The organism is Yoonia maricola (genome assembly GCF_002797915.1).
In the GTDB taxonomy this organism is placed as follows: Bacteria; Pseudomonadota; Alphaproteobacteria; order Rhodobacterales; family Rhodobacteraceae; genus Yoonia; species Yoonia maricola.
The window spans coordinates 721,534-739,040 of record NZ_PGTY01000001.1 but is presented as its reverse complement, the minus strand read 5'-3'; the positions used below and the strand labels follow the sequence as shown (position 1 = coordinate 739,040).

The following is a 17,507-nucleotide window of genomic DNA, read 5'->3' as shown; positions in this document are numbered from 1 at the left end:
CGATGAACGCCGATATCAGCAAAGTTAACGATAGGGCTCTATACTGGAAAACCGGTAGTTTCATTGTGATACCTCGCAGGTGCCCGTAAGGCGCGCGCCAGTGCTGGTATCAGCATAGACGGCAGAGCCATCGCCTTGCATTACCATCATAATGTCTGATCCGCCTGCGCCTTCTGCCCAAAACCCGCGTATGTTATCCATCATGATGGGTTCTGCCGGGAACTGCGCGTCACCCATTTGCACGGTTGTCACCCGGCGCTGGGTCGGCTCGTTAGGGTTCATGGGTGGGGCGAATTGCGAGCGCTCAATCTCGAATCTTACAAGCGTGCCTGACAGGTCGCAGGACACAACCTCCGCCATTGCAGGCCCGGCCATTACGGCGCAGAGGACGGCGGGCACCTTCATCCGCCCAAGAAACTCCGCCGAACTTGTTCATCGGCCAGCAGCTCTTTACCCGTGCCTGTATGCGCATTGCGCCCTTGCACTAAAACATAGGCTTTATCTGCAATTTCAAGCGCTTGTCGCGCGTTTTGTTCCACCATGAGGATCGGGATACCGGTGCGTGCCACCTCAATAATGCGGTCAAACAACTCGTCCATGACGATCGGCGAGACACCCGCCGTCGGTTCATCCAGCATCAGCACTTTGGGTTGTGTCATCAGCGCGCGGCCCACGGCGACTTGCTGGCGTTGTCCGCCTGAAAGTTCACCCGCCGCTTGATTGCGTTTGTCCTTGAGAATGGGAAACAAATCATAGACTTGCGCCATGGTATCGCGGAAGTCATCGCGGCGAATGAAGGCGCCCATCTCTAGGTTCTCTTCCACCGTCATCGACGTGAAGATGTTCGAGGTTTGTGGCACAAACCCCATCCCCTTCACCACGCGCTGTTGCGGCGACAGCTGGGTGATATCCTCGCCATCCAGCCGCACAGCACCTTCGTTGACGTTCAGCATCCCGAACACGGCTTTCATCGCTGTGGATTTGCCAGCGCCATTGGGGCCAACAATCACGGCAATCTCGCCTTTTTCGGCGGCAATAGTGCAGGAATGCAGAATATCGGGGCCTTTGCCATACCCACCGGTCATGGCGTCCCCGATCAAAAACGGGTCGCTCACGGGGTGATATACTCTTCCAAGAATGGCGCATAGGTCAGCAGCGTATCACGCATCAGCGCTTGCTCGGTCCCGTCGGCATGGTTGACGTAGATATAATAAAACGTCGCGGCAGAGCCCAGAATGGCCCCGAAGAGGACAGTTAGAAGAAATTTCATGTCGCACTTACCTTATCTTTGTTTTTCAACCCGGTGCCGAGGTAAGCCTCGATCACCTGTTCATTGGCCTTGATTTCCGCCAAGGTCCCTTCGGCCAAAACGTGGCCTTCCGCCATGCAGATCACGGGATCGCAAAGGCGGCCGATGAAATCCATGTCGTGTTCGATGACTACAAATGTGTAGTTGCGTTCTTTGTTCAGGCGGATGATCGCGTCGCCGATGGTATTGAGCAGGGTGCGGTTCACGCCCGCGCCGACCTCATCTAGAAAGACGATCTTGGCGTCGACCATCATGGTCCGTCCCAGTTCGAGCAGTTTTTTCTGTCCCCCGGACAGGTTGCCTGCCTTTTCTTCTTTCAGATGGTCAATCGTTAGAAATTCGATGACCTCGTCAGCTTTGGCCTGCAGCGCGCGTTCTTCATCAGCGATCCGCTTGCGGCCGAACCATGTGTTCCACAGCGCCTCGCCCGATTGCCCGCCGGGGACCATCATCAGGTTTTCGCGCACGGTCATGGATGAAAATTCATGTGCGATCTGAAAGGTCCGCAGCAGTCCTTTGTGAAACAACTTATGCGGGGGCAGGCCGGTGATGTCTTCGCCCTGCATGGTTACGCGTCCGGATGTTGGTTTAAGAACGCCTGCTATCACATTGAAAAGCGTTGTTTTTCCGGCGCCGTTAGGGCCAATCAGGCCCGTAATTGTGCCTTCTTCAATGGTCATCGTCGCACCATCGACGGCCCGAAAGCCCCCAAAGGTTTTGACCACATCTTCAACGATGATCATTCAGTTTCCCCTTACGCGCAGGTCTTTGGACCTGTCTTGTTTTGCAAAACGGCGCGGGACAAACCCGCGCCGTTTCGTTGTCATATCACCATATTAACGGTAGTTAATCGTGGAGTATACGCCATCAGCAAATTCGATTTCCTGATAGTTACCTGCGCTTTCACCGGGGCCGATCAGTTCCACGGCGGATGCACCAACATAGTCGATGTCCTCGCCAGCTGCGAGCAGTTCAAGACCTTTGGCCAATTCGCCGGGCATGATTTCCACGCCGGGTGCATTTGCGACGTCAAAGACGTGGTCTTTGAAATCAGCCGAGTCAGCCGAGCCTGCCGCCTGCATCGCCAACATGATCAGCGCCGCCGCGTCATAGCTTTCAGGTGAAAACGCACCTGTACCATCGAAACCGGCAGCTTCAGCCAGTTCAACATACATGCCCGCACCTGCGTTATCGGTGCCGGGGTAGGCGCCGAAAGAACCATCCAGCTCGGATCCGAAGTTGTCATTCAGAACCGCACCAACCATGCCATCTGGCAGGTAGAATGTGTCGAACGCGCCACTATCAAGGCTGGAACGGATGATGCCGGACCCACCTTGATCCACGTAACCTGCAACAACCAGCACTTCACCACCGGCAGAGGCCAGTGCGCCGACTTCAGCAGAATAGTCTGCTTTGCCGTCTTCGTGTGCCGCAGAGATTGTCACAGTGCCGCCTGCTTCTTCAAAAGCTGCCTGGAACGCGTCAGCAAGGCCTTTGCCGTAGTCGTTGTTGGTGTATGTCAAAGCCACTTCGCTGACACCACGATCCTGCAGGATCTCTGTGATGATCACACCTTGGCGCGCGTCAGATGGGGCTGTGCGGAAGAACAGGTCGTCATCGTCAGCCGTGGACAGGCCGGGGGATGTGGCGGATGGCGAAATCATCGCAACACCGTTTGGACGTGCCACGTTTTGCAGGATCGCACCTGTCACGCCGGAACAGTCAGCGCCCATGATGGCATCCACTTCGTCGGATGTGACCAGACGTTCGGCTGCCGCAGTCGCTGCACCTGCGTCAATGCATGTGCTGTCACCGCGTACGGATGTGACGGTTGCGCCATCCAGCAGCGCGCCGGATGCGGTCACTTCTGCCATGGCAAGCTCTGCGCCAGCGCCCATCGCGGGTGTGATGGATTCAAGTGGGCCTGTGAAGCCAAGGATGACGCCGATCTTGACGTCCTCAGCATGGGCGGTGCCAGCCATCATAGCGACGGCAGATGTCGCCAAAAGTAGTTTCTTCATATCGTTCTCCCAAGTTGGATTTTTTATCCTGCGCGCCAATCTAGCAGGGCGTTTCCAAAAGGAAAGTCAGAAACCCGGGTCATTGTCCCTTTGTGCCCTTTCCGATCAGGCGATTGGCCCGCACTATTCATGTTCGTGGGAATAGCCTTCCACCGTCATATCTACAGCATCCCAATTCTGGGCCAGCAGATCATCCTCGGTGATCCAGAACTGTACCACGCCTTTGTCGCCCCACACCCAATGCGCTAGCTGGTCGGAATGCAGTTGCAACAGCAAATGGTGATGGGTGTGATCTGATACAGCGGTCTGTATTTCGCTGCCGAGGCCAAACATCTGGTGCCATCGGCCCTTGGACGCGATGCGGTATTTGGTATCGATGTCTTCGCGCACCTTCATTGGCAGTGTGGCATAAACGTCGGGGCTTTCGTTTGCGGCTGCTACCAGGGTTGCTGTCGCGGCCTCTTGAAGGGTCAACATCTCGCCTTGGGTGAATTGGTAAAAAGGTTTGAACGGGGCGGTTTGCCCGCCAATATCGCGCACCTGCGCGAAGTGGCGTTCAAGCTCAGCGATATCGGCAGGTGTCATCCGGTCCCAAGGTTCGTGCGAGACGGCCCAGATACTGACCTCATCCACGAAGGCTGAGAAGGCATCTTGTTGGTGCAGAAGTATATCAAGAGCGGGCTGATAGACGTCACCATGCTGTTTGACGCGTTTGTCCATCTGCGCGACAGTCTTGATGATGTCATCGCGGGCCAATCGGATTGACATGGTAAAGCGGTGTGCGGTGTCCCAGAAGTAGGCGCGCGCGAATTCCGGCACCTTTTTGTGATAATTCTTGGGGCTGAGGTCTTCTGTGGCCTGAAAGGGCAACAGTTCGGCCATCAGTTCCTGCGCGTCATCGTCCCGGTTTTGTTCGGTCAGTGGCAAAAGAACGAACTCAACTGGCCAACGCGGGAAGGTATCGGGTGCGTTCTCGCGGGCATGGCCCTTGACGTAATAGCCCCATTCGGGCCCATCATAGATGGGCACCAGATCTTTGGGTGGCTCGGTTGCCGTGTTCCCGATCTGAGGCAGGTATATAACCTTCCCCTGACGCGGTCCATTGCTTGCCGTTGTCATAAAGAAAGCCATCGCCCCGGTCGTTGGCATCCCCTTGGGCAAAAGAGGATCAGGCACAGTACCAAGATCGATCTGGGCCATATGATGCATCGCGCGGCCCAGATCATCGCGAGGCCACGGCGTGTCGCCAAGCGTCGGAAGCCCGCCAAGCCAGCTTGTCCCGCCAACCTCAACGTCCAGATCAAAGCGCTGCATGCGGACTATGGCAACGCCTGGTGTGCGCACAAAGGTCTTGCCGCGTAAATCGCGGCGATCGATTTCTGCGGCTAGACGATCAACATCATCGGGCTGCAATGGAGCCAGCCCGTTGGCAGCGACGATTTTATCAACATTAGCGCGAAAGGCTTCCCCGGTTTTGAAGCCCGCAAGGCGTGAAAAGACGATATAGAGTTCATCATCCTTGATCTCTGCTGGGTCGTCCAATGGATCAATACGTGGTTTGGGCCGTGTCTGCACTTCAGGGGGCGGCGCCGCCGGTTTTGAGGGCTGTTGTGGCCGTCTTGTCGAAGGTTGGTTAGATTGTGCTGCCTGGGCCGTGCTTTGAAACATGCCCAGCGCGTAGGCTGCCGCTATCACGACAGCAAGAAGGCTTAACGCGGTCCAGCGAAGATCAACGTCTTGGGTCACTTCGGCATAGAGCGTCAAACCAATGGTCAAAACGCCGAAAACCTGCACCAGTATTTTGAGAGATCGGAATACCATTGCGCCCAATCAAACCGATAGCCGGGCAGCATGGCTGCCGCGTTCGCGGTAAGGTGTTGTGTCATAATGCGACCGATAGCATTTGGAGAAATGCGAAGGCGACGCAAAACCACAGGCAAGGGCGACGTTGATCACAGTCATATCTGTCTGCATCAGCAGGTTGCGGGCCTTCTGCAGGCGCAACTCCATGTAATACCGTTTTGGGCTGCGCGACAGATAGCGGCGAAACAGCCGCTCAAGCTGACGGGTGGACATCCCCACATCTTTGGCAAGGATCGCCGGGCTGATCGGATCTTCGATGTTTTGTTCCATCATCTGGATCACACGGCTTAACTTGGGGTGGCGCACGCCGATCCGGGTGGGAATGGACAGGCGCTGCGTGTCCTGATCCGTGCGGATTGAAGAATAGATCAGAATATCAGCCACGGCGTTGGCAAGGTCTTCGCCGTGGTCATCGGCGATCAGTTTGATCATCAGATCGATCGAGGCTGTCCCGCCGGCGGTCGTGATCCGGTTGCCATCGACGACAAAGACGGATTTGGTCAGTTCAACTTCTTCAAACTCTTCCGCAAAGCTATCCTGATTTTCCCAATGGATCGTGGCCTTCTTGCCATCCAGCAAACCGGCCCGTGCCATTGTATAGCCTGCGGTGCAAAGCCCTGCGATGGTCACACCGCGCCGCGATTCGCGTCTGATCCAGTTGAGCGTGCGTTTCGTGGTGGCTTTTTGCACATCCACACCGCCGCAGAGCATGATCGTGTCGTCGCGATCAAGTTCACTCAGGTCACCATCGACCCGGAATGTGCAGCCGTTTGAACAATTCGCCTCGCCACCGTCTTCGCTGATAATTGACCATGTATAAAGTTCTTTTCCCGCCGTCCGATTGGCAATGCGCAGGCTTTCGACAGCGGCTGCAAAGCAAAGCATTGTAAAGTTATCCATCAGAACAAAAACAAACCGGCGGGGTTTGCCTTCGTGGTCAACTTCGACAACTTGGGGTTCGTTCTGCATCGCCATTATCCGTGGTCACATGGGGCAAAAAGAACCTCATCAGGTTTGCCTGCCGTCGACAAGTGAAAAGTCGCTTCACAGGTTGATCGCTTGTGCACCTGCAAATCGCCATTTTCCCATTGGCGCAGGGCACGCTGCGCGCTATACGCAAGGCCTGATAACGCTAACCCAACTGCTATATGGAGCAAGATGATGACTGACTGGCAAAAATCTGACTGGCGCAAAAAGCCCCGGATCCAGATGCCTGAGTATACCGACGAAAGCGCGCTGAACGCGGTTGAAGGTCGTCTTGCCAGCTATCCACCCTTGGTTTTTGCCGGTGAAGCGCGCAAGTTGAAGGCCGAATTGGGGGCCGTCAGCCGCGGCGAGGCGTTTTTGCTGCAAGGTGGTGATTGTGCCGAAAGCTTTGCCGAGTTTAACGCTGACACCATCCGCGACACCTTCAAGGTGATGCTGCAAATGGCGATGGTTCTGACCTATGGCGCAAAAGTGCCTGTGGTGAAGGTGGGTCGCATGGCAGGGCAGATGGCCAAGCCACGTTCGGCTCCGACCGAGACGATGGATGGTGTGGAATTACCCAGCTACCGTGGTGATATCATCAACGGGTTCGATTTCACTGCTGACAGCCGCATTCCTGATCCAGAGCGTATGACCCAAGCCTATATGCAGGCAGCGGCGACGCTGAACCTGCTGCGTGCCTTCTCAACCGGTGGTTTCGCCAATGTGCATGAGGTCCATAAGTGGACCCTTGGCTTTACCGACCAAAATGAGGTCAAGAAATACAGCGATATGGCGGGCCGTATCAGCGATACGCTTGATTTCATGGAAGCGGCCGGTTTGACCACGGAAACCAACCACGAATTGCAGACGGTTGATTTCTACACCAGCCACGAAGCTTTGCTGCTGGAGTACGAAGAGGCGCTGTGCCGTTTGGATTCGACCTCTGGCAAATGGTTGGCCGGGTCCGGTCACATGATCTGGATTGGTGACCGCACGCGTCAGCCTGACGGGGCGCATGTGGAATTCTGTAAAGGTGTGCAAAACCCCATCGGCCTGAAGTGCGGCCCGTCGATGACATCTGGTCATCTCAAGGCGCTAATGGCTTCGCTGAACCCAGCGAACGAGGCAGGCCGTCTGACCTTAATCGCGCGCTTTGGCGCGGGGTCCGTGGGTGAGCATCTGCCACGTTTGATCAAAGCCGTGGAAGAAGAAGGTGCCAATGTGGTTTGGACCTGTGACGCCATGCATGGCAACACCATCAAGTCATCGACGGGTTACAAAACCCGTCCTTTCGACAGCGTGCTGCGTGAAGTGAAAGAATTCTTCGCAATCCACAATGCCGAAGGCACAGTACCGGGTGGCGTGCATTTTGAGATGACGGGCAAAGACGTGACCGAATGCACCGGCGGTGTGCGGGCTGTGACAGACGAAGACCTGTCCAGCCGCTATCATACGGCCTGCGATCCGCGCCTGAACGCATCACAATCACTGGAGCTTGCCTTCCTTGTGGCCGAAGAGCTTTCGGCCCGCAGAGACACGATAGCGCAAGCCAAAGCGGGCTGATCAGCCGTTATTGACCACCAGTTTCAGGGCCGGGCGTGCAGCGTCTGGCCCTTTTGCATGGGCACGCGGCACCAATTGTGCCGTGGCAAGCTGTACGCCAATCGGTTCGTGCCGGATGCGCGCGCCTTGCGGGATTTCAAAGCGGCGGGGCCGTGCGCCGCCATCCTGATCGGTTACTAAAGCGCCCAGCATTCGGGTGCTGTTATTGTCCCTGTCACGCAGCGGTAAAAGTAGCATCGTACCGTTTAACGCAGGGCGCATCAGCGTACCGGGCGACGAAAGCGGGATACTGACAATCGCAGGACCGGCGAAGGCAGCTTCGATCAGTTGTTGCGCTTGCTCGCGCGACCCAGACTGGAACAGCGTGCCCAAAGGCATCCCGCGGGCATCCATCTTGAGCAAGTCATGCAGGCGCTGTCCTGCAACGCGAAAACGGGCCATTCCGGGTGCCACGCGTTGCAGGATAAAGGCGTGGGGCAGGGCCTCATCGATTTTGCTGGGCGCAATGTCTGTCCGGGCTGGCAACTGCCGGGCGTTGCGCAATGTCTGCCAATAGGCCTCAAGATGACGCAAGATCGGATCATCGTGACCCGGCATTTGCACCTGCCGCCGTTCCTTTGATTGATCGCTGATATCCATACCGGTGTCCTCGTATCTTGCCCCATATCAGGGACGATGTGATGTGTTGCTTTAACGAGTTTTTAACAAACTCTATCGCGTTAACCATTTAACAAAGTGTTAAGTGGTTAACGGATCGAATGCCGCGGCCCCTTGCTCCACCCTTGGGATTGGCTTTAGGTGCAGATGCAATAAGACCAAAGACGGAACGACCCCGATGACCCATTCAATGACAGCTTTCGCCAGCCGGACCGGCACCCTTGGTGCCACCTCTTGGAGTTGGGAAATGCGCGGGGTGAACGCCCGTGGCCTTGATATCCGCCTGCGTCTGCCCGAAGGCATCGAAGGGCTGGAGCCTGCCTTGCGCGGCGCCCTGACCAAAGCCTTGGCGCGGGGCAATGTGACCGTCAATCTACGCCTGAACCGCGAAGAGGTTGCGGGCGGTCTGGCCGTGGATGAAGCCCATCTTGATGAAGTCCTTAAGGCATTGGATCTGGTGCAGGAGCGGGCCTTTGCGATGGGTGTCACCTTGGGCCAGCCGACAGCGGCCGATGTGTTGGCCCAGCGCGGCGTGCTGACCACCGCAAAGGCGGAGGATGATGTAAATGAGCTGGCGGCGGCATTGATTGCCGATGTTGCCCCGCTGGTTGCTGATTTTGTCGCCATGCGTGCCGGTGAGGGGGCGTCGCTTGGGGCAGTTGTGGCACAACAACTTGATCAGATTGCGCAGTTGACAGAAGCCGCTGCAACGGCTGCGGCAGCGCGCGCGCCGCAGGTCAGGGAAAACCTGACTGCCGCCTTACGGCGCGTGATGGAAGATGCGGCCGAGATTGAAGAAGGGCGCGTGGCACAGGAACTCGCATTGCTGGCGGTCAAATCAGATGTGACAGAAGAGATCGATCGCCTCAAATCTCATGTCGCTGCTGCGCGGGATCTTTTGGCACAGGATAAACCCGCAGGTCGCAAATTTGATTTTCTTGCACAGGAATTTAACCGCGAGGCAAATACGCTTTGTGCCAAAGCACAAGCACCTGCGCTGACGGCCATTGGCCTTGACCTCAAGGCTGTCATCGACCAGATGCGCGAGCAAATTCAAAATGTGGAGTAGCGCATGACCAGACGCGGCCTTTTGATTATTCTATCCTCACCGTCGGGGGCTGGGAAATCCACCTTGGCGGGTCGTTTGCGGGCATGGGATACAACGTTGCAGTTTTCAGTCTCGGCCACCACCCGCGCCCCGCGCGAAGGCGAGGAAGACGGGAAGGACTATTTCTTTGTTTCAGTCCCCAGCTTTCAAGATCAGGTCGCCGAAGGCGGGATGCTGGAACATGCCCGCGTCTTCGGGAACTACTATGGATCGCCCAAAGCCCCTGTGCAGACAGCCATCGAAAGCGGGCGTGATGTGCTTTTTGATATTGATTGGCAGGGTGCGCAGCAGATCAGCAACTCTGCCTTACAGGAACATGTGCTGTCGATCTTTATCCTGCCGCCGTCGATCGCCGAATTGCATCGCCGTTTGGTGAAACGAGGTCAGGATGCTCCGGATGTGATCGAAGGGCGCATGCAAAAAAGCTGGGATGAAATCAGCCATTGGGATGGTTATGATTATGTCCTCGTCAATGATGATCTGGATACCACCGAAGACCGGCTGAAGACGATCATCAGCGCGGAACGTTTGCGCCGGTCGCAGCAGCCGCAGCTGGTTGATCATGTCCGCGCTTTGCAATCACAATTCGGAGACAGAACATGAGCCTTTATGCACTCGGAGATATCGTACCAAAGGTTGCCGATAGCGCATGGGTGGCACCCGGATGCTATGTTGTGGGCGATGTTGTGCTAGAGGCGCAAACCTCGGTTTGGTTTGGCAGCACGCTGCGCGGCGACAACGAACAGATCACGGTTGGCGCAGGCAGCAATGTGCAGGAAAATGCGGTGCTGCATACCGATATGGGGTTTCCGCTGACCATTGGCGCGGGCTGTACAATTGGGCATAAGGCAATGCTGCATGGGTGCATCATTGGTGAAAACAGTTTGATCGGCATGGGGGCCACCGTATTGAACGGGGCCGTCATCGGTCAGAATTGCCTGATCGGGGCCGGGGCACTGATCACCGAAGGCAAGGTGATCCCGGATGGGTCACTGGTCATGGGCGCACCGGGCAAGGTTGTGCGCAACCTTGATACAGCAGCAATTGATGGGCTACGCCTGTCGGCTCTCCATTATCAGGAAAACGCCGCGCGATTTGCCCGTGACTTGAAACCATCAACCTAGCCGTCGTTTGCGATGGGCGACATCATCAGAAGGTCAAAATCAAGATCGGGTGCATGCGCGCGCACCTCCTTGCGGATCATGTTTCCATTGGGCAAATCTTCTGCGATGGCGCGATAACGCCCGGTATATTTCAGTTCGGCCAAGCGAATGGCGATATCAATCACATCAAAGCCGTCCGCAACAAGCGGGGATAGCACCATTATTGGGGAAACCTCTGTGAACATTGGCGCAGTCAGAGCACCGAAATCACTGAACTGAAAGTTTTCATAAGAGACGGCGGTGCGGCCTTGCGCGTTCCACCGCGCCAGATCCCCAATGATCAAAATTATTTCATTGGGTCGAACATTTTGATCCAAACCCAATCGTCTTGCCTGTAGCAGCAGTCTGTCGCTCATGTTCCTCAAATGCCCTAAACTGTTTACCTTTGTGCAGACGCACGGTCTATCTTTCCGCGCCTGCGAAATAAATCTCAATGCAGTTGCACTAATGCTCTCTCTGGTTGAAGTTCAATATAATTGGGGCTGGAAATTTCATAAACTGTTAGGACATTTTGTCTCAGCCTTTCACAAATGCTGGAAAAGGCATAATGAAACCTGATGACCGCAGAACGTATCGCATCTGTTATTGCCGCTTTGCCTTTGCCCGTCTTGTTGATCGGGCCGGATGAAAGGGTGCGGGCGGCCAACCGGTTAGTTGACCCGATCCTTGGAACAGATCTAATCGAAAAGCACTATATCACAGCGGTGCGTCAGCCAGCTGTCATAGCTGCTATAGCTGAAACGCGCCGTAGCCTGAAACCGGGTATCGCCCGCTATACCGGTCGCGACGGTTCTCGCGATACGATCTACCGCGTCAGCTTGGCTGCTGCCGATGGTGACGTGCTGCTGACCTTTGAAGATCAGACAGCAACCGAAGAAGCAGGGCAGATGCGGCGTGATTTTGTTGCAAATGTCAGCCATGAGTTGCGCACCCCGTTGACCGCACTATTGGGTTTCATCGAAACGCTCAGCGGTGCGGCGAGGGACGATCCTGCCGCGCGCGACCGTTTCCTGGGCATCATGGCACATGAGGCCAACCGGATGACGCGGCTTGTCGATGATCTGATGTCGCTAAGCCGGGTGGAAGAGGATGAGCGCGTGCGCCCGCGTGAACATGTGGATCTGGGCGCGCTGCTATCATCGGTGATCAAAGGGTTGGAACCGCAGGCCAATGCCGCGGGTGTCAATGTCACGCTTGATCTGGTCGCATCCGATGAAATGGTGCCGGGCGATGCAGGTCAGCTGGTGCAGGTCTTTACGAACCTTGTCGAGAACGCGATCAAATACGGCGCCTTTGGCAGAGAGGTAACAGTACAATTGCTACCGCGCGAAATGAACCAACGGTTGCGCGGGGATGCGGTGCAGGTCAGCGTCACAGACCGGGGCGACGGGATTGCAGAACACCATATCGCCCGCCTGACCGAACGGTTCTACCGGGTGGATAACCACCGGTCCCGCGAAGTGGGAGGGACGGGGCTGGGTCTGGCCATCGTCAAACATATCATCAACCGTCACCGGGGCAGGCTGCTGATCGAAAGCGAGGAAGGGCAGGGTACAAAAGTATCGGTCTTTCTGCCCAGCCAGCCTGTGTCATAAAACTTTTACAATACTGTCACAAAAGGTTTGAGCACGCGGCCTACTTGGGCCGTGATGGTGGGGCGGCTCGCGCCCTACCGATGTTTGACTGACAGGAGTAAACGGATGTCTTTCATGAAGCTGACCGCGACGACAGCGGCCATTGCCCTTACTGCCACAACTTCTTTTGCACGTGACAACGTGCAGGTTGCCGGGTCTTCCACGGTGTTGCCTTACGCGGCCATCGTTGCCGAAGTCTTTGGCGAAAACTTTGACTACCCGACGCCAGTTGTGGAATCAGGTGGGTCGTCCGCTGGTCTGAAGCGTTTTTGTGAGGGTGTTGGCGCCAACACAATCGACATCGCCAACGCATCCCGTGCGATCCGTCCGACAGAAGTAGAAGTTTGCGCCGCCAACGGTGTGACTGACATCATCGAAGTCCGCATCGGCTATGACGGCATCGTTTTTGCCTCTGACATCAACGGGAACTCTTTCGAATTTACGCCAGAAGACTGGTACAAGGCGCTGGCGAATGAGCACTTCATCGATGGTGAGTTGGTTGCGAACACGTTCGAGACTTGGGACCAAGTGAACCCGGATTTCCCCGCACAACCGATCCAGGCCTTCATCCCCGGCACCAAGCACGGCACACGTGAAGTCTTTGAAGAAAAAGTAATCCTGGCGGGTTGTGAAGAAGGTGGTTTCTTTCAGGCAATGCTGGATGCTGGCGTTGACGAAGACACAGCCGAAGGCAAATGCATGGCGATCCGCACGGATGGTCGTTCGGTGGATATCGACGGCGACTACACCGAAACTTTGGCCCGGATTGAGGCCGACACAAATGGTATCGGCGTCTTTGGTCTGTCGTTCTATGAAAACAACACGGACAAGCTGCAGGTTGCGACAATGAACGGAATTGTCCCAACAACCGAAAGCATCGCGGCGGCTGAATATCCGGTGTCGCGTCCGCTGTACTTCTACATCAAGGCTGCCCACATCGAGGTGATCCCCGGCCTGAAGGACTATGCAGAGTTCTTTGTTTCTGATGATATCGCGGGCCCAGATGGCCCGCTCGCCGAATACGGTCTGGTCTCTGACCCAGAGCTGTTGAAGGTTCAGGAAACTGTTTCGAATGAAATCGTGATGGGTTCCGGCTCTTAATCTCGACGAAGACCTCGGGGGCATCTATGGATGCCCTCGAAACACCTCTGGCAATGGAAAACATCCCATGCAATCGCTGACGACCCCGCTTCTTTTGATCTTCGCGCTGGCCGTCATCGGCTATTTTCTGGCGAAATCACGCGCCCTGCACGTGGCGGGCGGTGATATCCGCACACTTGTTTCGCTACCCAATCAGCACGCTTTGAATACGGCCCTGTCCACGATTGTTCCGCCTGCTGCTGCTGTTCTTTTATTCGCACTCTACGCCCGCCTGACAGGGGGAGAGCCGAACTGGTTCTTTTCATTGGTCATTCTGGGGCTGGGTGTCACGGGCTGTGCCCTGTCACTGATCGGGATCAAGACCGACAGCCGCGCGCGCACCTATGCTGAGCGTTGGATTTTGGGGCTGCTGATCTTTGCCTCCAGCATCGCGATCCTGACGACGATTGGCATCGTCTTTTCGATGCTCTTCGAGACCTTCAATTTCTTCGGCCAATATGATTGGCGCGATTTCTTCTTCTCACTCAGCTGGTCGCCGAATTTCCGTGGCAACTCTGATCTGGGGATCATCCCGCTGTTGTGGGGTACGCTCTACGTCAGCTTTATCGCGCTCCTGTTTGCGGTGCCAATAGGCCTTTTCGCGGCGATCTACCTGTCTGAATATGCAGGTCCGCGTCTGCGCTCGATTGCCAAGCCCGCGATTGAGGTTTTGGCGGGGATCCCGACGATCGTTTACGGGCTTTTCGCCCTGATCACCGTCGGCCCACTCTTGCGTGATGTCTTTGCCGAACCGATGGGGCTGGGTCAAAGTGCGTCCTCTGTCATGACCGCTGGTCTAGTGATGGGAATCATGCTGATCCCATTTGTTAGTTCGCTGTCTGACGACATCATTAATGCGGTCCCACAGGCCATGCGTGATGGGTCACTGGGCCTGGGCGCCACACCCTCCGAAACCATTCGCCAAGTCGTGATCCCCGCGGCCTTACCCGGCATCGTTGGCGCGGTCCTCTTGGCAGCCTCGCGCGCGATTGGGGAAACCATGATCGTTGTCTTGGGGGCAGGGGCCGCCGCCCGATTATCCCTGAACCCGTTTGAGGCTATGACGACCGTTACCGTGAAAATCGTCAGCCAATTGACCGGCGATACCGATTTTGCCAGCCCTGAAACGCTGGTGGCCTTTGCCCTTGGTTTGACCTTGTTTGTCATCACCCTCGGCCTGAATGTGTTCGCCCTCTACATCGTGCGCAAATACCGGGAGCAGTACGAATGAAAACCTCCCTTCTGGCGAGCGACGCACGCACCAAGAAACGCAATGCAGCAGAGGCGCGGTTCAAGGCCTACGGTCTGTCAGCTATCGTTGTAGCTATGTTGGCCCTTGCGATCTTGCTGACCTCGGTGCTGACCAACGGGTTAAGCTCTTTCCAGCAAACCTTCATCGCCTTGCCTGTCGAACTCTCCGCAGAACGCGTTGACAAGCAGGGTAATCGCGATCCGGCAGAGATGGCGAAGACCACCACGATTGGCTATGCGCCATTGCTGCGTGACGCGATTGTGGCAGAGGTAGAACGCCAAGGGCTGACGACTGAGATGTCAGACAAAGACCTCGGCGACATGATTTCGAAAGAGGCGGCAGCGACGGTGCGTAACCGTGTCCTCGCAAACCCTGATTTGGTGGGCGAAACGGTCACGTTTGATTTGCTGGCCGCTGGCCGGATTGATGGCTATTTCAAAGGCCGCGTGACGCTGGAAAGTGCCGCCTTGGATGGCAACACATCGCCCGAGGCGCTGATGATCGCCCAAGAACTGGCCGACGCGGGCGTGATCGAGACCAAGTTCAATTGGAACTTCTTTACCGCCCCCGATGCATCGGTGCAGCGACCAGAGGCGGCAGGGCTAGGCGTCGCGATCCTTGGCTCGCTTTATATGATGCTGGTGGTGTTGTTCCTTGCGCTGCCCATCGGCGTGGCCTCATCCATCTATCTGGAAGAATTCGCGCCAAAGAACCGGATCACGGATATTATTGAGGTGAATATCTCAAATCTCGCTGCCGTACCGTCGATTGTTTATGGTATCCTCGGCCTTGCGATTTTCATTAACTTTATGGAATTCAACCAATCATCGCCCTTGGTCGGTGGTCTGGTGCTGACCTTGATGACCTTGCCCACGATTATTATCTCAACGCGCGCGGCGCTGAAATCTGTGCCCCCATCCATCCGTGATGCGGCTTTGGGTGTGGGCGCATCAAAGATGCAATCGGTGTTCCACCATGTGCTGCCCTTGGCGGCACCCGGTATCCTGACAGGCACAATCATCGGATTGGCACAGGCCTTGGGGGAAACAGCACCTTTGCTGCTGATCGGCATGGTGGCATTCGTGCGCGAATATCCGGCGGCCTATACGCCGGAGGCTGGGTTGTTTGGTGAGGCATCAACAGCGCTGCCGGTGCAGGTGTTTAACTGGACACAACGCTCTGATCCGGCCTTTGTCGAACGTGCCTCAGGCGCGATCATTACATTGCTGGTGTTTTTGCTTATTATGAACGCGGTCGCAATTTACCTGCGTCGCCGCTTTGAACGGCGCTGGTAGGAGGGCTGACAAATGGAAGATATGGTACATGTGGATCGCGCGATGAGCACTGAGCAAGACATCAAAATCTCCGCCAAGGGCGTGCAGGTGCATTACGCTGACACCCACGCCATCAGGGATGTGGACGTCGATATCGACGACAAGACGGTGACGGCGTTCATCGGCCCATCGGGGTGCGGTAAATCCACTTTCTTACGTTGTATCAATAGGATGAACGACACAATTGATATCGCGCGGGTCACCGGTGACATTCGGATTGATGGCGAGGATATCTATGATCCCAAGGTCGATCCGGTGCAATTGCGTGCCAAAGTGGGCATGGTGTTTCAAAAGCCAAACCCCTTCCCGAAATCGATCTATGACAACGTCGCCTATGGCCCCAAAATCCACGGATTGGCCCGCAACAAGGCTGATCTGGACGAGATTGTTGAGAAATCGCTGCGCAAAGCCGCCCTTTGGGATGAAGCCAAGGATCGTCTGACAGCACCCGGTACCGGGCTTTCAGGCGGCCAGCAGCAACGCCTGTGCATTGCGCGCGCGATTGCGACAGCGCCGGAAGTCCTGCTTATGGACGAGCCATGCTCGGCGCTTGACCCGATTGCAACGGCACAGGTCGAGGAGTTGATTGACGAGCTGCGCCGAAGTTTTTCTGTCGTCATTGTCACACACTCCATGCAGCAGGCGGCGCGTGTCAGCCAAAAGACGGCGTTCTTCCATCTGGGCAACCTTGTGGAATACGACGACACCGACAAGATTTTCACCAACCCGCAGGACCCGCGCACGGAAAGCTATATTTCCGGCCGGATCGGGTAAGGAGCAGTGGTAATGAACGAACATATTTCGTCGGCCTATGACCGTGATCTTGAAGGGATCACAACCCTGATCATGAAGATGGGTGGCCTTGTGGAAGAGGCGATCTTGAAAGCGGCCAAATCGCTGGCCGATCGCGACGTTGAACTGGCTGAGGAAGTGCGCGAAGGTGACAAAGTTATCGATGCCATCGAAATCCAGATCAACGAAGAGGCTGCACGCACGATTGCCCTGCGTGCCCCTGTTTCCAAGGACTTACGGTCCGTTCTTACAGTCCTGCGTCTGGCCGCGTCGCTAGAACGGATTGGCGACTATGCCAAGAACATCGCCAAACGCACCAGCGTGTTGGTCGAAATGAACCCGGTAAACGGGTCCGACGCCGCCCTGCGCCGCATGGCGCGCGAGGTAGAGCAGATGTTGAAAGACACGCTCGACAGCTACATTCGCGGTGACGCTGATCTGGCCGAAGATGTGCGGCAGCGCGATCAGGAAGTGGACCAGATGTATAATGCGTTGTTCCGCGAATTCCTGACATTCATGATGGAAGACCCGCGCAACATCACCGCCTGTATGCACCTGCATTTCATGGCAAAGAACATTGAACGCATGGGCGATCTGACCACCAACATGGCCGAACAGGTGATCTATCAGGTCACCGGTGAGATGCCGGATGAGGCCCGCCCAAAGGGTGACAAAACCGCATATGTGACAGACCCGAGCTAA

General features: G+C 56.0%; 19 protein-coding genes. 10 read left to right on the top strand and 9 right to left on the bottom strand.

What is annotated here, in order from left to right; genetic code table 11:
- Positions 1–60 precede the first annotated feature (60 nt).
- The 7 genes from BC777_RS03680 to BC777_RS03655 form a co-directional block, all read right to left on the bottom strand.
- Entirely contained in the window at positions 61–405 is a 345-nt protein-coding gene (locus tag BC777_RS03680; protein ID WP_100366790.1) for a hypothetical protein, read from the bottom strand.
- Complete coding sequence (locus BC777_RS03675) at positions 402–1,115, bottom strand: ABC transporter ATP-binding protein (protein ID WP_100366789.1); 714 nt, start codon at positions 1,113–1,115, stop codon at positions 402–404. Before BC777_RS03675 ends, BC777_RS03680 begins: the two co-directional genes overlap by 4 nt.
- Positions 1,112–1,270, bottom strand: coding sequence for a hypothetical protein (locus BC777_RS19310; RefSeq protein WP_168769066.1), 159 nt, complete (start codon positions 1,268–1,270; stop codon positions 1,112–1,114). The genes BC777_RS03675 and BC777_RS19310 overlap by 4 nt, the downstream gene beginning before the upstream one ends.
- Positions 1,267–2,052, bottom strand: a complete 786-nt coding sequence (locus tag BC777_RS03670) for an ABC transporter ATP-binding protein (protein ID WP_100366788.1) — start codon at positions 2,050–2,052, stop codon at positions 1,267–1,269. Before BC777_RS03670 ends, BC777_RS19310 begins: the two co-directional genes overlap by 4 nt.
- Before the next feature lie 93 nt (positions 2,053–2,145).
- Entirely contained in the window at positions 2,146–3,330 is a 1,185-nt protein-coding gene (locus BC777_RS03665; protein ID WP_100366787.1) for an ABC transporter substrate-binding protein, read from the bottom strand.
- 123 nt (positions 3,331–3,453) lie between these two features.
- Positions 3,454–5,151 (bottom strand): DUF1963 domain-containing protein, encoded by a 1,698-nt coding sequence (locus tag BC777_RS03660; protein ID WP_100366786.1) that lies wholly within the window; start codon positions 5,149–5,151, stop codon positions 3,454–3,456.
- Between the two features lie 9 nt (positions 5,152–5,160).
- On the bottom strand, positions 5,161–6,168 hold the full coding sequence (locus BC777_RS03655) for a GlxA family transcriptional regulator (RefSeq protein WP_375342413.1): 1,008 nt from the start codon (positions 6,166–6,168) through the stop codon (positions 5,161–5,163).
- Positions 6,169–6,354: 186 nt separating this feature from the next.
- Here BC777_RS03655 and BC777_RS03650 point away from each other — a divergent pair, with 186 nt between their 5' ends.
- On the top strand, positions 6,355–7,725 hold the full coding sequence (locus BC777_RS03650; protein ID WP_100367983.1) for a class II 3-deoxy-7-phosphoheptulonate synthase: 1,371 nt from the start codon (positions 6,355–6,357) through the stop codon (positions 7,723–7,725).
- Here BC777_RS03650 and BC777_RS03645 read toward each other — a convergent pair whose 3' ends face one another.
- Positions 7,726–8,364: a PAS domain-containing protein gene (locus BC777_RS03645; protein WP_100366785.1), complete on the bottom strand. Its 639-nt coding sequence runs from the start codon at positions 8,362–8,364 to the stop codon at positions 7,726–7,728.
- 196 nt (positions 8,365–8,560) lie between these two features.
- On the opposite strand from BC777_RS03645, the gene BC777_RS03640 reads away from it, so the two are divergent.
- From BC777_RS03640 to BC777_RS03630, 3 genes are read left to right on the top strand one after another with little or no spacing between them, the layout of a single operon-like run.
- Positions 8,561–9,451 carry a YicC/YloC family endoribonuclease gene (locus BC777_RS03640; RefSeq protein ID WP_100366784.1) on the top strand — a complete coding sequence of 297 codons (891 nt, stop codon included), beginning with the start codon at positions 8,561–8,563 and terminating at the stop codon, positions 9,449–9,451.
- 3 nt (positions 9,452–9,454) lie between these two features.
- Entirely contained in the window at positions 9,455–10,093 is a 639-nt protein-coding gene (gene gmk, locus BC777_RS03635; RefSeq protein WP_100366783.1) for a guanylate kinase, read from the top strand.
- Positions 10,090–10,614: a gamma carbonic anhydrase family protein gene (locus BC777_RS03630; RefSeq protein ID WP_100366782.1), complete on the top strand. Its 525-nt coding sequence runs from the start codon at positions 10,090–10,092 to the stop codon at positions 10,612–10,614. The genes gmk and BC777_RS03630 overlap by 4 nt, the downstream gene beginning before the upstream one ends.
- Here BC777_RS03630 and BC777_RS03625 read toward each other — a convergent pair.
- Complete coding sequence (locus BC777_RS03625) at positions 10,611–10,937, bottom strand: hypothetical protein (protein ID WP_168769065.1); 327 nt, start codon at positions 10,935–10,937, stop codon at positions 10,611–10,613. The genes BC777_RS03630 and BC777_RS03625 overlap by 4 nt on opposite strands.
- Before the next feature lie 273 nt (positions 10,938–11,210).
- Here BC777_RS03625 and BC777_RS03620 point away from each other — a divergent pair, with 273 nt between their 5' ends.
- The 6 genes from BC777_RS03620 to phoU all read left to right on the top strand — a co-directional run bounded on the left by BC777_RS03620 (position 11,211) and on the right by phoU (position 17,507).
- Positions 11,211–12,248 (top strand): sensor histidine kinase, encoded by a 1,038-nt coding sequence (locus tag BC777_RS03620; protein WP_100366780.1) that lies wholly within the window; start codon positions 11,211–11,213, stop codon positions 12,246–12,248.
- 105 nt (positions 12,249–12,353) lie between these two features.
- Positions 12,354–13,388: a substrate-binding domain-containing protein gene (locus BC777_RS03615; protein ID WP_100366779.1), complete on the top strand. Its 1,035-nt coding sequence runs from the start codon at positions 12,354–12,356 to the stop codon at positions 13,386–13,388.
- A gap of 67 nt (positions 13,389–13,455) precedes the next feature.
- Positions 13,456–14,658, top strand: coding sequence for a phosphate ABC transporter permease subunit PstC (pstC, locus tag BC777_RS03610; RefSeq protein ID WP_100366778.1), 1,203 nt, complete (start codon positions 13,456–13,458; stop codon positions 14,656–14,658).
- Positions 14,655–15,974: a phosphate ABC transporter permease PstA gene (gene pstA / locus BC777_RS03605; protein WP_100366777.1), complete on the top strand. Its 1,320-nt coding sequence runs from the start codon at positions 14,655–14,657 to the stop codon at positions 15,972–15,974. Before pstC ends, pstA begins: the two co-directional genes overlap by 4 nt.
- Positions 15,975–15,986: 12 nt before the next feature.
- Positions 15,987–16,787, top strand: a complete 801-nt coding sequence (gene pstB, locus BC777_RS03600) for a phosphate ABC transporter ATP-binding protein PstB (RefSeq protein WP_100366776.1) — start codon at positions 15,987–15,989, stop codon at positions 16,785–16,787.
- A 12-nt stretch (positions 16,788–16,799) separates the two neighbouring features.
- Positions 16,800–17,507: a phosphate signaling complex protein PhoU gene (gene phoU / locus BC777_RS03595; protein WP_100366775.1), complete on the top strand. Its 708-nt coding sequence runs from the start codon at positions 16,800–16,802 to the stop codon at positions 17,505–17,507.

Bases quoted from the DNA above. Each gene is read 5' to 3' on its own strand.
- pstB (WP_100366776.1), top strand. From the start codon at position 15,987: ATGGAAGATATGGTACATGTGGATCGCGCGATGAGCACTGAGCAAGAC.
- BC777_RS03640 (WP_100366784.1), top strand. From the start codon at position 8,561: ATGACCCATTCAATGACAGCTTTCGCCAGCCGGACCGGCACCCTTGGT.
- BC777_RS03660 (WP_100366786.1), bottom strand. From the start codon at position 5,151: ATGGTATTCCGATCTCTCAAAATACTGGTGCAGGTTTTCGGCGTTTTG.
- BC777_RS03680 (WP_100366790.1), bottom strand. From the start codon at position 405: ATGAAGGTGCCCGCCGTCCTCTGCGCCGTAATGGCCGGGCCTGCAATG.
- phoU (WP_100366775.1), top strand. From the start codon at position 16,800: ATGAACGAACATATTTCGTCGGCCTATGACCGTGATCTTGAAGGGATC.
- BC777_RS03620 (WP_100366780.1), top strand. From the start codon at position 11,211: ATGACCGCAGAACGTATCGCATCTGTTATTGCCGCTTTGCCTTTGCCC.
- pstA (WP_100366777.1), top strand. From the start codon at position 14,655: ATGAAAACCTCCCTTCTGGCGAGCGACGCACGCACCAAGAAACGCAAT.
- BC777_RS03630 (WP_100366782.1), top strand. From the start codon at position 10,090: ATGAGCCTTTATGCACTCGGAGATATCGTACCAAAGGTTGCCGATAGC.
- BC777_RS03655 (WP_375342413.1), bottom strand. From the start codon at position 6,168: ATGGCGATGCAGAACGAACCCCAAGTTGTCGAAGTTGACCACGAAGGC.
- BC777_RS03665 (WP_100366787.1), bottom strand. From the start codon at position 3,330: ATGAAGAAACTACTTTTGGCGACATCTGCCGTCGCTATGATGGCTGGC.
- BC777_RS03650 (WP_100367983.1), top strand. From the start codon at position 6,355: ATGACTGACTGGCAAAAATCTGACTGGCGCAAAAAGCCCCGGATCCAG.
- gmk (WP_100366783.1), top strand. From the start codon at position 9,455: ATGACCAGACGCGGCCTTTTGATTATTCTATCCTCACCGTCGGGGGCT.
- BC777_RS03645 (WP_100366785.1), bottom strand. From the start codon at position 8,364: ATGGATATCAGCGATCAATCAAAGGAACGGCGGCAGGTGCAAATGCCG.
- BC777_RS19310 (WP_168769066.1), bottom strand. From the start codon at position 1,270: ATGAAATTTCTTCTAACTGTCCTCTTCGGGGCCATTCTGGGCTCTGCC.
- pstC (WP_100366778.1), top strand. From the start codon at position 13,456: ATGCAATCGCTGACGACCCCGCTTCTTTTGATCTTCGCGCTGGCCGTC.
- BC777_RS03615 (WP_100366779.1), top strand. From the start codon at position 12,354: ATGTCTTTCATGAAGCTGACCGCGACGACAGCGGCCATTGCCCTTACT.
- BC777_RS03670 (WP_100366788.1), bottom strand. From the start codon at position 2,052: ATGATCATCGTTGAAGATGTGGTCAAAACCTTTGGGGGCTTTCGGGCC.